Here is a 13,720-nt window from a genome sequence, read left to right on the forward strand (position 1 = left end):
TCTGGAGGCATGTTGTCTTCAGGAAGAATCAACTAGGAACTGATAGTAATGCCAACCATTAACCAACTCGTTCGCAAGGGCCGCGTCGCCATCACGGCGAAGAGCAAGGTGCCTGCGCTGGAAGCCTGCCCGCAGAAGCGTGGCGTGTGCACCCGTGTCTACACCACCACTCCGAAGAAGCCGAACTCGGCTCTGCGTAAAGTGTGCAAGGTACGTCTGACCAACGGTTTCGAAGTGATCTCCTACATCGGTGGTGAAGGCCACAACCTGCAGGAACACTCCGTAGTGCTGATCCGTGGCGGTCGTGTAAAAGACTTGCCGGGTGTGCGTTACCACACCGTGCGCGGTTCCCTGGATACCGCCGGTGTTAAAGACCGTAAGCAAGCCCGTTCCAAGTACGGCGCCAAGCGTCCCAAGTAATTGGGAAGGTCTCATGGCGGCCTGAGCGTTTCGTAATGGTCGTCTAGTAAGTGACTGCTCCATTGGGTAGTCATGAGCCAAAGCTCAACTGAATAATTTAAGGAAGTAACATGCCAAGACGCAGAGAAGTCCCCAAGCGTGAAATTCTGCCGGATCCGAAGTTCGGTTCGCAGGATCTCTCCAAATTCATGAACGTCGTAATGATCGACGGCAAGAAGTCTGTTGCTGAACGCATCATCTACGGCGCTCTGGAACAGATCGAAAAGAAATCCGGCAAAAACGCCCTGGAAGTGTTCAACGCAGCACTGACCAACGCTAAGCCGGTAGTAGAAGTGAAAAGCCGCCGCGTAGGTGGTGCAAACTATCAAGTTCCTGTTGAAGTACGTCCGTCGCGTCGTATGGCCCTGGCCATGCGTTGGCTGCGCGACGCCGCGCGCAAGCGCGGTGAAAAGTCCATGGACCTGCGCCTGGCTGGTGAACTGCTCGACGCGGCCGAAGGCCGTGGCGGCGCGATGAAGAAGCGTGACGAAGTGCACCGCATGGCAGAAGCCAACAAGGCCTTCTCGCACTTCCGCTTCTAAGCTCACCCACTCATTCAAGGTGTAGATCGTGGCACGGAAAACCCCCCTAGAGCGCTACCGTAACATTGGTATCTCCGCTCACATTGACGCCGGTAAGACTACTACTACCGAGCGTATTCTGTTTTACACCGGTGTGAACCACAAGATCGGTGAAGTGCATGATGGCGCCGCCACCATGGACTGGATGGAGCAGGAGCAGGAACGTGGCATCACCATCACTTCCGCTGCTACCACCACCTATTGGAAAGGCATGGCCATGCAGTATCCGGCCCACCATTTCAATATCATCGATACCCCGGGACACGTGGACTTTACCATCGAGGTAGAGCGTTCCATGCGTGTGCTGGACGGTGCGGTAATGGTTTACTGCGCTGTGGGTGGTGTTCAGCCCCAGTCGGAAACCGTATGGCGCCAGGCCAACAAGTACAAGGTTCCGCGCATCGCGTTCGTGAACAAGATGGACCGTCAAGGCGCCAACTTCTTCCGCGCGGTTGAGCAGGTGAAGACTCGCCTGCGTGGCAACCCGGTGCCCATCGTTGTGCCTATCGGCGCTGAAGATACCTTCACCGGCGTGGTTGACCTGCTGAAGATGAAGGCCATCATCTGGGATGAGGCGTCTCAGGGCATGAAGTTCGAATACGGCGAAATCCCGGCCGACCTGGTTTCCGTTGCCGAAGAATGGCGCGAGAAGATGGTTGAAGCCGCCGCCGAAGTCAGCGAAGAAATGATGGACAAGTACTTGGGCGGCGAGACGCTGACCGAGGAAGAAATCGTTGCCGGTCTGCGCGAACGTACCCTGAAGTGCGAAATCCAGCCGATGCTGTGCGGTTCCGCGTTCAAGAACAAGGGTGTTCAGCGCATGCTGGACGCCGTGATCGAACTGTTGCCGAGCCCGCTCGACGTTCCCCCGGTTCCGGGCGAGAACGAAGATGGCACGCCGACCACTCGCGAAGCTTCCGACAGCGCATCGTTCTCCGCGCTGGCGTTCAAGCTGATGAACGACCCGTACGTGGGCCAGCTGACCTTCTTCCGCGTCTACTCCGGCGTGGTGAAGTCCGGCGACACCGTGCTGAACTCGGTCAAGGGCAAGAAGGAACGTATCGGCCGTATCGTGCAGATGCACGCCAACGACCGTAAAGAGATCGAAGAAGTGCACGCCGGCGACATCGCGGCTGCCATCGGTCTGAAAGAAGTCACCACCGGTGAAACCCTGTGCGCGATCGACGCTCCGTTGATCCTGGAGCGCATGGAATTCCCGGAGCCGGTGATTCACGTTGCCGTTGAGCCGAAGACCAAGGCCGACCAGGAGAAAATGGGCGTTGCCCTGAATCGCCTGGCTAAGGAAGACCCGTCGTTCCGCGTGCGTACCGACGAAGAATCCGGCCAGACCATCATTTCCGGTATGGGCGAACTGCACCTGGAAATTCTGGTTGACCGCATGCGTCGTGAATTCGGCGTTGAGGCCAACGTTGGCGCGCCGCAGGTTGCTTATCGCGAAACCATCACCAAGACGGTTACCGACGTTGACGGCAAGCACGTCAAGCAGTCCGGCGGTAAGGGTCAGTACGGTCACGCGGTCATCACCCTGGAGCCGTCCGGCGAAGGCAATGGCTACAAGTTTGTCGACGAGATCAAGGGTGGCGTGATTCCGCGCGAATTCATACCGTCCGTGGACAAGGGTATTCAAAACACCCTGTCCAACGGTATTCTCGCCGGCTTCCCGGTGGTTGACGTTACCGTGCGTCTGACCTTCGGTTCCTACCATGACGTCGACTCCTCGCAGATCGCGTTCGAACTGGCTGGCTCCATGGCATTCAAGGAAGCCATGCGCCGCGCCGGTCCGTGCATTCTCGAGCCGATGATGGCCGTGGAAGTGGAGACTCCGGAAGAGTACATGGGTGACGTCATGGGTGACTTGAACCGCCGTCGCGGCATGGTTCAAGGCATGGACGACGACGGTCTGGGCGGCAAGATCATCAAGGCCGAAGTACCGCTGGCCGAGATGTTCGGCTACTCCACTGATCTGCGTTCGGCCACCCAAGGCCGTGCTACCTACTCGATGGAGTTCAAGCACTACTCCCAGGCTCCGAAGCACGTCGCTGACGCTGTAATGGCCGCCAAGAAGTAATGCGCGCTGAGGCTGGTCGGCTTTTTCAATCAAGACCGATCAGTCCCGATCTAATGTTCTTTAATTAAGGATTTTTGCAAAATGGCAAAAGAAAAGTTTGCGCGGACCAAGCCGCACGTAAACGTAGGCACCATCGGTCACGTTGACCATGGTAAAACCACTCTGACCGCTGCTATCACCACCATTCTGTCGAAGAAGTTCGGTGGCGAAGCTAAAGACTACTCCCAGATCGATAGCGCGCCGGAAGAAAAGGCACGTGGTATTACCATCAATACCGCGCACGTTGAGTACGAAACCGAAGCCCGCCACTACGCACACGTAGATTGCCCGGGTCACGCCGACTACGTTAAGAACATGATCACCGGTGCCGCCCAGATGGACGGCGCGATCCTGGTCTGCTCGGCCGCTGATGGTCCGATGCCGCAAACCCGCGAACACATCCTGCTGTCCCGCCAGGTTGGCGTGCCGTACATCATCGTCTACCTGAACAAGGCTGACCTGGTTGACGACGCCGAGCTGCTGGAACTGGTTGAAATGGAAGTGCGCGATCTGCTGTCTTCCTACGACTTCCCGGGCGACGACACCCCGATCGTAACCGGCTCCGCTCGTCTGGCGCTGGAAGGCGACCAGTCCGAAATGGGCGAACCGTCGATCTTCCGTCTGGCCGCTGCTCTGGATTCCTACATCCCGACTCCGGAACGCGCTATCGACAAGCCGTTCCTGCTGCCGATCGAAGACGTGTTCTCGATCTCCGGCCGCGGCACCGTGGTGACCGGTCGTGTAGAGCGCGGCATCGTGAAAGTCGGCGAAGAGCTGGAAATCGTTGGCCTGAAAGAAACCGCCAAGACCACCTGCACCGGCGTGGAAATGTTCCGCAAGTTGCTGGACCAAGGTCAGGCTGGCGACAATGTGGGCGTGCTGCTGCGCGGCACCAAGCGTGAAGACGTTGAGCGTGGCCAAGTTCTGGTGAAGCCGGGCTCCATCAAGCCGCACACCGAGTTCAGCGGTTCCGTGTACGTGTTGAGCAAGGAAGAGGGCGGTCGTCACACTCCGTTCTTCGCCAACTACCGTCCGCAGTTCTACTTCCGCACCACTGACGTGACCGGCGCGGTTACGCTGGCTGAGGGCGTGGAAATGGTAATGCCGGGCGATAACGTGGAAATCACCGTTAAGCTGATCGCACCGATCGCGATGGAAGAGGGTCTGCGTTTCGCGATCCGCGAAGGTGGCCGTACCGTCGGCGCCGGCGTTGTTTCCAAGATCATCGCTTAATCGGACCGGAGATTTTCATGTCTAGCCAAAAAATCCGCATCCGTCTGAAGGCGTTCGATTACAACCTGATCGACCGTTCCGCTCAGGAAATCGTTGAAACCGCCAAGCGCACCGGCGCCGTAGTCAAGGGCCCGGTTCCGCTGCCGACCAAAATCGAGCGTTTCAACGTCCTGCGTTCGCCGCACGTGAACAAGACTTCCCGCGACCAGCTGGAAATCCGCACGCACCTGCGTCTGATGGACATCGTTGATCCGACCGACAAGACCGTCGATGCTCTGATGAAGCTCGACCTGCCGGCCGGTGTGGATGTGGAAATCAAGCTGCAGTAATCGCTTAAGTTCAAGGGTTTGCGAGCTAAGTGCTTGCGATTCTTGAATTTTCTGTGATACATTAGCGGACTCGCCATATTGGCGAGTCCGTTTTTGTTTTTTATGTCGTGTTTTTTATGCCGGTCAATCGCAATCGGCGCCTGAAAAAGGAAATAAACATGAGTTTAGGTCTTGTCGGTCGCAAAGTCGGCATGACCCGCATTTTTGCCGAAGATGGCGCAACCATCCCGGTAACTGTGCTGGACATGTCCGCTAACCGCGTCACGCAAATCAAAACTGCAGAAACCGACGGCTACAATGCCGTGCAGGTTACTTTTGGCTCGAAAAAAGCCAATCGTGTAAACAAGGCTGCAGCTGGCCACTTCGCCAAGGCTGGCGTTGAAGCAGGTGAAGTCCTGGTAGAGTTCGCTCTGTCGGCTGAAACCGTTGCCAACTTCAAGCTGGGCGATGCTGTCGCTGTTGAAACCTTCGCTGTTGGTCAACTGGTTGATATTACCGGTACCTCCAAGGGTAAGGGCTTCTCCGGTGTGATCAAGCGTCACAACTTCTCTTCCAACCGTGCTTCCCACGGTAACTCGCGTTCGCACAATACGCCGGGTTCCATCGGTCAGGCGCAGGATCCGGGTCGCGTTTTCCCGGGTAAGCGCATGGCTGGTCAGTACGGTAACGTCAAGAGCACTGTACAGTGCCTCGAGATCGTTCGTATCGACGCAGAGCGTCAGCTGATCCTGGTCAAGGGCGCAGTCCCGGGCGCCAAGAACGGCGACGTGGTCGTGCGTCCTAGCGTGAAAGCGGGTGCGTGATGGAATTGAATGTAATCAATACCCAAGGCAAGGCTGTTGGTAGCCTGCAAGTGTCCGACTCCCTGTTCGGCCGCGACTACAACGAAGCTCTGGTACACCAAGTCGTTACCGCGTTCCTGGCGAACGCCCGTAGCGGCAACCGTGCCCAGCTGACTCGTGCAGAAGTGAAGCACTCGACCAAGAAGCCGTTCCGTCAGAAGGGCACTGGTAACGCTCGTGCAGGTATGACTTCCACCCCGAACCGTCGTGGTGGTGGCCGTGCTTTCCCGAACAAGCCGGACGAGAACTTCACCCAGAAGATCAACCGCAAGATGTTCCGTGCTGGTATGGCGGCTATCCTGTCGCAACTGGTGCGTGACGAGCGTCTGATCATCGTGGACGAGCTCAATGTAGCCAGCCCGAAGACCAAGGAGTTCGTGGGTACTGTTCAGCCGATGGGTCTGGAGCAGGCTCTGTTCATCACTGGTGAACTGAACGAAAACCTCTATCTCTCTTCGCGTAACCTGCCGAACGTGCTGGTTATCGAGGCTCAACAAGCTGACCCGTACAGCCTGCTGCGCTTCAAGAAGACCGTGATCACCCGCGACGCCGTGAAGCAACTGGAGGAGCAGTGGGCATGAACCAAGAACGTCTGTTGCAAGTAATCCTTGCTCCCATCGTTTCCGAAAAGAGCACCATGATCGCTGAGAAGCATCAGCAAATGGCGTTCCGTGTTGCTACCAACGCAACCAAGCCGGAAATCAAGGCGGCTGTTGAGATGCTGTTCAACGTAAAAGTTGAAGGCGTTTCCACTGTGAACGTCAAGGGCAAGGTTAAGCGTTTCGGCCGTTCCACCGGTCGTCGCAGTGACTGGAAAAAGGCCTACGTAAGCTTGGTCGAAGGTCAAGAAATTGATCTGACCGCTACCCCGGCCGCGGCGGAGTAAGGAGATAGAGCATGCCTATCGTTAAGGTAAAACCGACTTCCGCGGGTCGCCGTGCCGTTGTCAAGGTAGTACACCCTGACCTGCACAAAGGTGCTCCGCACGCTGCCCTGGTTGAGAAGAAAAACTCGACCGGTGGCCGTAACAACAATGGTCACATCACTACGCGTCATCGTGGTGGCGGCCATAAGAAGCACTACCGTCTGATCGACTTCCGTCGCAACAAGGATGGCATCCCGGCTAAGGTGGAACGCGTCGAATACGACCCGAACCGCACTGCCCACATCGCCCTCCTGTGCTACGCCGACGGCGAGCGCCGCTACATCATCGCCCCGCGCGGTGTGAAGGTTGGTGCCGTATTGCTGTCCGGTTCGGAAGCGCCGATCAAGGCCGGTAACACCCTGCCGATCCGCAACATCCCGGTGGGTACCACTATCCACTGCGTGGAACTGCAACCTGGCAAGGGCGCCCAGATGGTTCGCTCCGCTGGTGCTTCTGCGATGCTGCTGGCTCGCGAAGGCGCTTACGCTCAACTGCGTCTGCGCTCGGGCGAAATCCGCCTGGTGCACGTCGATTGCCGTGCAACTGTTGGTGAAGTGGGTAATGAAGAGCACTCCCTGCGCAAGCTGGGTAAAGCAGGTGCTTCTCGTTGGCGCGGCATCCGCCCGACCGTTCGCGGTACGGCGATGAACCCGATCGATCACCCGCACGGTGGTGGTGAAGGCCGCACTGGCGAAGGCCGCGTGCCGGTTAGCCCATGGGGCACTCCGGCTAAGGGCTTCCGTACCCGTCGCAACAAGCGTACCGACAACATGATCGTACGCCGTCGCTATTCCAACAAAGGGTAATTGACAATGGCACGTTCGCAGAAAAAAGGCCCGTTCGTTGACCTGCATCTCCTGAAAAAGGTTGATGCGGTACGGGCAACCAGCGACAAGCGTCCGATCAAGACCTGGTCCCGTCGTTCGACCATCCTGCCGGACTTCATTGGCTTGACCATCGCTGTACACAACGGTCGCACTCACGTTCCCGTCTATGTTTCTGAAAACATGGTCGGTCATAAACTGGGTGAATTCTCGCTGACTCGCACCTTCAAAGGCCATGCTGCCGATAAGAAGGCGAAGAAGAAGTAAGGTGAAGCGATGAGAGTATCTGCAAATCTGAAAAGTGTTCGCCTGTCGGCACAAAAGTGCCGCCTGGTGGCCGATCTGGTCCGCGGTCAATCCGTGGCCCAGGCGCTGAATATCCTGGCCTTCTCCCCGAAGAAGGGCGCGGTAATCATCAAGAAAGTGCTGGAATCTGCAATCGCTAACGCCGAGCACAACGAAGGCGCTGACATCGACACCCTGCGTGTCACCAGCATCTTCGTTGACAAGGGCGCTAGTCTGAAGCGTTTCACTGCCCGTGCTAAGGGTCGTGGCAATCGCATCGAAAAGCAGACCTGCCACATCTCGTTGACCGTTGGCAATTAAGGGGTAAGAAATGGGTCAGAAGATTCATCCGACGGGATTCCGTCTTGCCGTTAACAAAAACTGGTCTTCCAAGTGGTTCGCGTCTTCGAAGAACTTCCCGGAAATGCTGAAACAGGATATCGAAGTTCGCGAATTCCTGAAGAAGCGTCTGGGTCATGCTTCGGTTGGCCGCGTTACCATCGAGCGTCCGGCCAAGTCCGCCCGCATCACCATTCACAGCGCCCGTCCGGGTGTCGTGATCGGTAAGAAGGGCGAAGACATTGAGGTTCTGAAGCAAGAACTGCAAAAGCGCCTGGGCGTTCCGGTACACGTGAACATCGAAGAAGTTCGCAAGCCGGAACTGGACGCGCAAATCATCGCCGACGGCATCGCTTCCCAGCTGGAGAAGCGCGTGATGTTCCGTCGCGCCATGAAGCGCGCGATGCAGAACGCCATGCGTCTGGGTGCCGAAGGCATCAAGATCATGTCCTCCGGTCGTCTGAACGGTATCGACATCGCGCGTAGCGAATGGTACCGCGAAGGCCGCGTTCCGCTGCATACCCTGCGCGCCGACGTGGATTACGCTACCTCGGAAGCCAAGACTACCTACGGTATCATCGGCATCAAGGTATGGGTATACAAAGGCGAGCTGAAGCCGGGCCAGGTAGTGGCCACGCCGGCAGCTCCCGAGAAGAAAATGAGAAAGGGTGCCCGCAATGCTGCAGCCAACTAGACTCAAGTACCGCAAACAGCATAAAGGCCGCAACACGGGTATCGCTACTCGTGGCAACAAAGTGAGCTTTGGTGATTTCGGTCTGAAGGCTGTTGGTCGTGGTCGCCTGACCGCGCGCCAGATTGAAGCTGCGCGTCGCGCGATGACCCGCCACATCAAGCGTGGCGGTCGCATTTGGATCCGCATCTTCCCGGACAAGCCGATCACCTCGAAGCCCGCAGAAGTGCGTATGGGTAACGGTAAGGGCTCTCCGGAGTTCTACGTGGCCGAGATTCAGCCTGGCAAGATGCTGTACGAAATGGATGGTGTTTCCGAGGAACTCGCTCGTGAAGCTTTCCGTCTGGCCGCAGCTAAGCTGCCGATCGCCACTGTGTTCGTAACCAAACAGGTAGGTCAGTAATGAAAGCGTCCGAACTGAAAGCCAAAACTGTTGACGAGCTGAAGGCGGAACTGCTGAGCCTGCTGAAGGCCCAGTTTGCGCTGCGCATGCAGCACGCTACTCAGCAACTCGCCAAGACCTCTGAACTGAAGAAAGTGCGTCGTGAAATCGCTCGCGTTCGCACCGTTCTGAAAGAAAAGGCAGTTTAAGATGAGCGAAACCAAAGTGGTACGTACGCTGACCGGTGTGGTGGTCAGCGACAAGATGGATAAGACTGTTACCGTCCTGGTCGAGCGCAAGGTTAAGCACCCGATCTACGGCAAGATTATCCGTCGCTCCAAGAAGTTCCACGCACACGACGAGAACAACGAGTTCAAGGCGGGCGACCTGGTAGTTATCAGCGAGTCCCGTCCGCTCTCGAAGACCAAGTCGTGGGTGGTAACTGGCCTGGTTGAGAAATCTCGCCAGGTATAAAGCTTGCAGAGGACTTCGGTCCTCTGTATAATGGCCACCTCTTGCATCTACTTTCGCAAGAGTTCCGCCCTTACGGGGTCCAAAACTGGCCGTTGGATACGCCACAGTTTTCTGTGGCGTTTCGTCTGTATGGTCTTGCTTTTATGCGAGAAACCGGCAGGTGAAAGTGACGGATAAAGTTGGATTAGAAAGGTAATCATCAAATGATCCAAATGCAGACCATGCTTGAGGTCGCTGACAACACTGGTGCGCGTCACGTTATGTGCATCAAGGTGTTGGGTGGCTCCAAGCGTCGCTATGCTAGCGTAGGTGACATTATCAAGGTGAGCATCAAGGATGCCGCTCCGCGTGGTCGCGTCAAAAAAGGCGACGTCTACAATGCGGTCGTGGTACGCACTGCCAAAGGCGTGCGCCGTCCGGATGGCTCTTTGATCAAGTTTGACAGCAACGCTGCTGTTCTGCTCAACAACAAGCTTGAGCCGATCGGCACTCGTATCTTCGGGCCCGTTACGCGTGAACTGCGTACCGAACGCTTCATGAAGATCGTTTCGCTGGCTCCTGAAGTGCTGTAAGGAGGTCACATGCGCAAAATTCGTAAAGGTGATGAAGTCGTAGTAATCACCGGCAAAGACAAGGGTAAGCGCGGCACCGTCCTGCGTGTTCTGGACGAGAAGCTGGTCGTCGAAGGCGTCAACATCGCCAAAAAACACCAGAAACCGAATCCGGTACGTGGCGTGGCTGGCGGCATCGTTGAAAAAACCATGCCTGTGGACGCATCGAACGTCGCGATTTTCAATCCGGCAAGCCAAAAGGCTGACCGCGTGGGCTTCAAGGTTCTTGAAGACGGCCGTAAGGTACGCGTGTTCAAGTCTAGCGGCGAAGTTATCGGCGCCTAAGGAGCAAACATGGCACGTCTCTACGATTTCTACAAAGACAGCGTAGTGCCGGAACTGATGAAACAGTTCGGCTACAAGTCGATCATGCAAGTTCCGCGTATCGAGAAGATCACCGTGAACATGGGCGTGGGCGAAGCCGTTGCCGATAAAAAGGTAATGGAATTCGCCGTGGGCGATATGGAAAAGATCGCCGGCCAGAAGCCGGTTGTCACCACCGCCCGCAAGTCCATCGCCGGCTTCAAGATCCGCGACAACTACCCGGTAGGTTGCAAGGTAACTCTGCGTCGCGAACGCATGTACGAGTTCCTGGACCGCCTGGTAACCATCGCGCTGCCGCGCGTTCGCGACTTCCGTGGTGTGTCTGCCAAGTCCTTCGATGGCCGTGGCAACTACAACATGGGCGTCAAAGAACAGATCATCTTCCCGGAAATCGAGTACGACAAGATCGATGCTCTGCGTGGTATGAACATTACTGTCACCACTACGGCGAAGACTGACGAAGAGGCCCGCGCACTGCTGGCCGCGTTCAAGTTCCCGTTCAAGGGTTAAGCACATGGCAAGACTTGCACTGATTAACCGTGAAGAGAAGCGCGTCAAGCTGGCTGAAAAGTATTCCGCCAAGCGTGAAGCCCTGATCGCCACCATCAACAACCAGAGCCTCTCGGAAGAAGAGCGTTTCGCCGCCCGCCTGCAACTGCAGCAACTGCCGCGCAACGCTTCCCCGGTACGCCAGCGTCGTCGCTGCGCCATCACCGGTCGTCCGCGTGGTGTATTCCGCAAATTCGGTTTGGGTCGTAACAAGCTGCGTGAGATCGCCATGAAGGGTGAGATTCCGGGTGTTGTTAAGGCCAGCTGGTAATAGGAGACACATAAATGAGCATGCACGATCCTATTTCCGATATGTTGACCCGCATCCGCAACGGCCAACGCGCTTCCAAGGTGGCAGTTTCCATGCCGTCTTCCAAGCTGAAGGTTGCGCTGGCGCAGGTGCTGAAAGAAGAAGGCTACATTGAAGATTTCGCCGTTGCCGGCGAAGCCAAGAAGCCTGTTCTCGATATCCAGCTCAAGTACTACGCTGGCCGTCCGGTGATCGAGCGCATTGACCGCGTTTCCCGTCCTGGCCTGCGCGTGTACAAGGGCTCCACCGAAATCCCGAAGGTCATGAATGGTCTGGGCGTGGCGATCTTGTCCACTTCCCAAGGCATCATGACTGACCGTAAAGCGCGCTCCACCGGCATCGGTGGCGAGTTGCTCTGCGTCGTGGCTTAAGGGGGTCAAATGTCTCGCGTAGCTAAGAATCCCGTAGCCATTCCGGCTGGCGTTGAAGTGAAGTTCAATGCTGCAGAAGTGATTGTAAAGGGGGCCCTGGGCACCCTGAGCACCGCTCTGTGCGAACAGGTAGAAATCAAGCTGGACAACAACCAGCTGACTTTCGCTGCCAAGAACGACAGCAAGTTCGCGCGTGCCATGTCCGGCACCCTGCGCGCCCTGTTGAACAACATGGTTAACGGCGTATCCAAGGGCTTCGAGAAGAAGCTGCAACTGGTAGGCGTGGGCTATCGTGCCCAGGCTCAGGGCGATATGCTGAACCTGTCTCTTGGTTTCTCCCACCCGGTAGCTCACAAGATGCCCGAAGGCATCAAGGTTGAGACTCCGACTCAGACCGAGATCCTGGTTAAGGGCGCCAACAAGCAGCTCGTAGGCCAGATCGCAGCTGAAATCCGCGCTTACCGCGCTCCCGAGCCTTACAAAGGCAAGGGTGTTCGCTACGCTGATGAAGTTGTGGTTCTGAAAGAAACCAAGAAGAAGTAACTGAGGCACTGATATGGACAAGAAACAAGCTCGACTCCGCCGCGCACGTAAAACCCGTGCCCGGATCGCGGAGCTCAAGATGGTGCGTCTCACTGTGTACCGCACCAACAGCCACATTTACGCCCAGATCGTTGATGAGACCGGCAGCAAGGTACTGGCAAGCGCTTCCTCGCTGGAAGCCGACGTACGCGCTGAACTCTCCAACGGCGGCAACGTGGCAGCTGCGGCCGTGATCGGCAAGCGCATTGCCGAAAAGGCAAAAGCTGCTGGCATCGAGAAAGTTGCTTTCGATCGTTCCGGTTTCAAATACCACGGTCGCATGAAGGCACTGGCTGACGCCGCTCGCGAACACGGCCTCGTATTCTAATTCGGAGTGAAGAATGGCTAAGCACGAAATGGAAGATCGCGGCGACGGTCTGGTCGAGAAAATGATCAGCGTCAACCGCGTCACCAAAGTGGTCAAGGGCGGCCGTATCATGGCTTTCTCTGCCCTGACCGTAGTTGGTGATGGCGACGGCGGTATCGGCATGGGTAAGGGTCGTTCCAAGGAAGTTCCGGTTGCCGTACAAAAAGCAATGGAACAGGCCCGCCACACCATGGTCAAGATCCCGCTGAAGAACGGCACGCTGCAGCACACTGTAGTGGGCAAACACGGTGCAACCACCGTGTTCATCCAGCCGGCCAAAGAAGGTACCGGCGTGAAGGCCGGTGGCCCGATGCGCGCGATCTTCGACGCAATGGGTGTTCATAACGTTTCGGCCAAGATTCATGGTTCCACCAACCCGTACAACGTGGTTCGTGCAACTCTGAACGGCCTGAGCAACATCAGCACTCCGGCGCAAATCGCCGCCAAGCGTGGCCTGAGCGTCGAGGACATCCTGGGGGTGGTTCATGAGTAACGCCAAGACTGTTAAGGTCACTCTGGTAAAGAGCCTGATCGGTCGCCTGGAGTCTCACAAGGCCTGCGCCCGTGGTCTGGGTCTGAAGAAGATTCGCCAGACTGTTGAAGTGCTCGATACCCCTGAAAACCGTGGCATGATCAACAAGATCAGCTACCTGCTCAAATTCGAGGGCTAAGAGATGCTGCTGAACACCGTACAACCGGGTGCCGGCGCCAAGCATGCCAAGCGCCGTGTCGGCCGTGGCATCGGTTCCGGCCTGGGCAAGACTTGCGGCCGCGGCCACAAGGGTCAAAAGAGCCGTGCCGGTGGTTTCCACAAGGTAGGCTTCGAAGGCGGTCAAATGCCGCTGCAACGTCGTCTGCCGAAGCGCGGCTTCAAGTCGCTGACGGCTCGCTTCGTTTGCGAAGTTCGCCTGTCCGAACTGAACCTGCTGCCGGTCGATGAAATCGATCTGCTGGCTCTCAAGCAAGCCGGTCTGGTGGCTGCTCAGGCACTCGTTGCCAAGGTAGTCCTGTCCGGTAAGGTTGAGCGCGCGGTCAAACTGCGTGGTATCAGCGTTACCGCTGGCGCCCGCGCTGCCATCGAGGCTGCCGGCGGCAGCATTGAATAAGGCATAAA

Annotated in this window: 25 protein-coding genes; all 25 read left to right on the plus strand. The window is 56.9% G+C overall.

All coding sequences use genetic code 11. The annotated features are described in order from the left end of the window. The first annotated feature begins 48 nt into the window (after positions 1-48). The 25 genes from rpsL (at position 49) to rplO (ending at position 13,712) form a co-directional block, all read left to right on the plus strand. Positions 49-420, plus strand: coding sequence for a 30S ribosomal protein S12 (gene rpsL, locus BI347_RS09225; RefSeq protein WP_011137738.1), 372 nt, complete (start codon positions 49-51; stop codon positions 418-420). A 110-nt stretch (positions 421-530) separates the two neighbouring features. Further along, positions 531-1,001, plus strand: coding sequence for a 30S ribosomal protein S7 (rpsG, locus tag BI347_RS09230; protein WP_071114278.1), 471 nt, complete (start codon positions 531-533; stop codon positions 999-1,001). 28 nt (positions 1,002-1,029) lie between these two features. Beyond that, positions 1,030-3,129 carry an elongation factor G gene (gene fusA / locus BI347_RS09235; protein WP_071114279.1) on the plus strand — a complete coding sequence of 700 codons (2,100 nt, stop codon included), beginning with the start codon at positions 1,030-1,032 and terminating at the stop codon, positions 3,127-3,129. Between the two features lie 81 nt (positions 3,130-3,210). Next, the gene (gene tuf, locus BI347_RS09240) at positions 3,211-4,401 is read left to right on the plus strand and encodes an elongation factor Tu (RefSeq protein ID WP_071114270.1); all 1,191 of its coding nucleotides are present in this window, start codon (positions 3,211-3,213) and stop codon (positions 4,399-4,401) included. Between the two features lie 17 nt (positions 4,402-4,418). Next, entirely contained in the window at positions 4,419-4,730 is a 312-nt protein-coding gene (rpsJ, locus tag BI347_RS09245) for a 30S ribosomal protein S10 (RefSeq protein WP_011137734.1), read from the plus strand. A gap of 158 nt (positions 4,731-4,888) precedes the next feature. Then, positions 4,889-5,533, plus strand: coding sequence for a 50S ribosomal protein L3 (rplC, locus tag BI347_RS09250; protein WP_071114280.1), 645 nt, complete (start codon positions 4,889-4,891; stop codon positions 5,531-5,533). Beyond that, positions 5,533-6,153 (plus strand): 50S ribosomal protein L4, encoded by a 621-nt coding sequence (gene rplD, locus BI347_RS09255; protein WP_071109263.1) that lies wholly within the window; start codon positions 5,533-5,535, stop codon positions 6,151-6,153. The genes rplC and rplD overlap by 1 nt, the downstream gene beginning before the upstream one ends. Beyond that, positions 6,150-6,458 carry a 50S ribosomal protein L23 gene (rplW, locus tag BI347_RS09260; RefSeq protein ID WP_043579379.1) on the plus strand — a complete coding sequence of 103 codons (309 nt, stop codon included), beginning with the start codon at positions 6,150-6,152 and terminating at the stop codon, positions 6,456-6,458. The genes rplD and rplW overlap by 4 nt, the downstream gene beginning before the upstream one ends. Before the next feature lie 11 nt (positions 6,459-6,469). After that, entirely contained in the window at positions 6,470-7,303 is an 834-nt protein-coding gene (gene rplB / locus BI347_RS22595) for a 50S ribosomal protein L2 (protein ID WP_083338779.1), read from the plus strand. A 6-nt stretch (positions 7,304-7,309) separates the two neighbouring features. Next, on the plus strand, positions 7,310-7,588 hold the full coding sequence (gene rpsS / locus BI347_RS22600; RefSeq protein WP_011137729.1) for a 30S ribosomal protein S19: 279 nt from the start codon (positions 7,310-7,312) through the stop codon (positions 7,586-7,588). Positions 7,589-7,597: 9 nt separating this feature from the next. Then, complete coding sequence (gene rplV / locus BI347_RS09270; protein ID WP_021478358.1) at positions 7,598-7,927, plus strand: 50S ribosomal protein L22; 330 nt, start codon at positions 7,598-7,600, stop codon at positions 7,925-7,927. A 10-nt stretch (positions 7,928-7,937) separates the two neighbouring features. Continuing rightward, entirely contained in the window at positions 7,938-8,639 is a 702-nt protein-coding gene (rpsC, locus tag BI347_RS09275) for a 30S ribosomal protein S3 (RefSeq protein ID WP_071114281.1), read from the plus strand. Next, a complete protein-coding gene (rplP, locus tag BI347_RS09280; protein WP_071114282.1) occupies positions 8,623-9,039 on the plus strand; it encodes a 50S ribosomal protein L16 in 417 nt (138 codons plus the stop codon). The genes rpsC and rplP overlap by 17 nt, the downstream gene beginning before the upstream one ends. Then, positions 9,039-9,227, plus strand: coding sequence for a 50S ribosomal protein L29 (gene rpmC / locus BI347_RS09285; RefSeq protein ID WP_071114283.1), 189 nt, complete (start codon positions 9,039-9,041; stop codon positions 9,225-9,227). Before rplP ends, rpmC begins: the two co-directional genes overlap by 1 nt. A gap of 1 nt (position 9,228) precedes the next feature. After that, complete coding sequence (gene rpsQ, locus BI347_RS09290) at positions 9,229-9,492, plus strand: 30S ribosomal protein S17 (RefSeq protein WP_011137724.1); 264 nt, start codon at positions 9,229-9,231, stop codon at positions 9,490-9,492. A 203-nt stretch (positions 9,493-9,695) separates the two neighbouring features. Beyond that, positions 9,696-10,064, plus strand: a complete 369-nt coding sequence (gene rplN / locus BI347_RS09295; RefSeq protein WP_043579386.1) for a 50S ribosomal protein L14 — start codon at positions 9,696-9,698, stop codon at positions 10,062-10,064. Between the two features lie 9 nt (positions 10,065-10,073). After that, positions 10,074-10,388: a 50S ribosomal protein L24 gene (rplX, locus tag BI347_RS09300; RefSeq protein ID WP_071114284.1), complete on the plus strand. Its 315-nt coding sequence runs from the start codon at positions 10,074-10,076 to the stop codon at positions 10,386-10,388. A 9-nt stretch (positions 10,389-10,397) separates the two neighbouring features. Beyond that, positions 10,398-10,937, plus strand: coding sequence for a 50S ribosomal protein L5 (rplE, locus tag BI347_RS09305; protein ID WP_043579390.1), 540 nt, complete (start codon positions 10,398-10,400; stop codon positions 10,935-10,937). Between the two features lie 4 nt (positions 10,938-10,941). Then, positions 10,942-11,247, plus strand: a complete 306-nt coding sequence (rpsN, locus tag BI347_RS22605) for a 30S ribosomal protein S14 (RefSeq protein WP_083338780.1) — start codon at positions 10,942-10,944, stop codon at positions 11,245-11,247. A 14-nt stretch (positions 11,248-11,261) separates the two neighbouring features. After that, positions 11,262-11,657, plus strand: coding sequence for a 30S ribosomal protein S8 (rpsH, locus tag BI347_RS09315; protein ID WP_071114286.1), 396 nt, complete (start codon positions 11,262-11,264; stop codon positions 11,655-11,657). 9 nt (positions 11,658-11,666) lie between these two features. After that, entirely contained in the window at positions 11,667-12,200 is a 534-nt protein-coding gene (gene rplF, locus BI347_RS09320) for a 50S ribosomal protein L6 (RefSeq protein ID WP_071114287.1), read from the plus strand. 13 nt (positions 12,201-12,213) lie between these two features. Further along, positions 12,214-12,567 carry a 50S ribosomal protein L18 gene (gene rplR, locus BI347_RS09325; RefSeq protein ID WP_043579398.1) on the plus strand — a complete coding sequence of 118 codons (354 nt, stop codon included), beginning with the start codon at positions 12,214-12,216 and terminating at the stop codon, positions 12,565-12,567. A gap of 13 nt (positions 12,568-12,580) precedes the next feature. Further along, on the plus strand, positions 12,581-13,099 hold the full coding sequence (gene rpsE / locus BI347_RS09330) for a 30S ribosomal protein S5 (RefSeq protein WP_071114288.1): 519 nt from the start codon (positions 12,581-12,583) through the stop codon (positions 13,097-13,099). Continuing rightward, positions 13,092-13,277: a 50S ribosomal protein L30 gene (gene rpmD, locus BI347_RS09335; RefSeq protein ID WP_011137715.1), complete on the plus strand. Its 186-nt coding sequence runs from the start codon at positions 13,092-13,094 to the stop codon at positions 13,275-13,277. The genes rpsE and rpmD overlap by 8 nt, the downstream gene beginning before the upstream one ends. Before the next feature lie 3 nt (positions 13,278-13,280). After that, positions 13,281-13,712, plus strand: coding sequence for a 50S ribosomal protein L15 (rplO, locus tag BI347_RS09340; protein ID WP_071114289.1), 432 nt, complete (start codon positions 13,281-13,283; stop codon positions 13,710-13,712). Positions 13,713-13,720: the final 8 nt, after the last annotated feature.

This window comes from Chromobacterium sphagni, assembly GCF_001855575.1.
GTDB classification, from domain to species: Bacteria; Pseudomonadota; Gammaproteobacteria; order Burkholderiales; family Chromobacteriaceae; genus Chromobacterium; species Chromobacterium sphagni.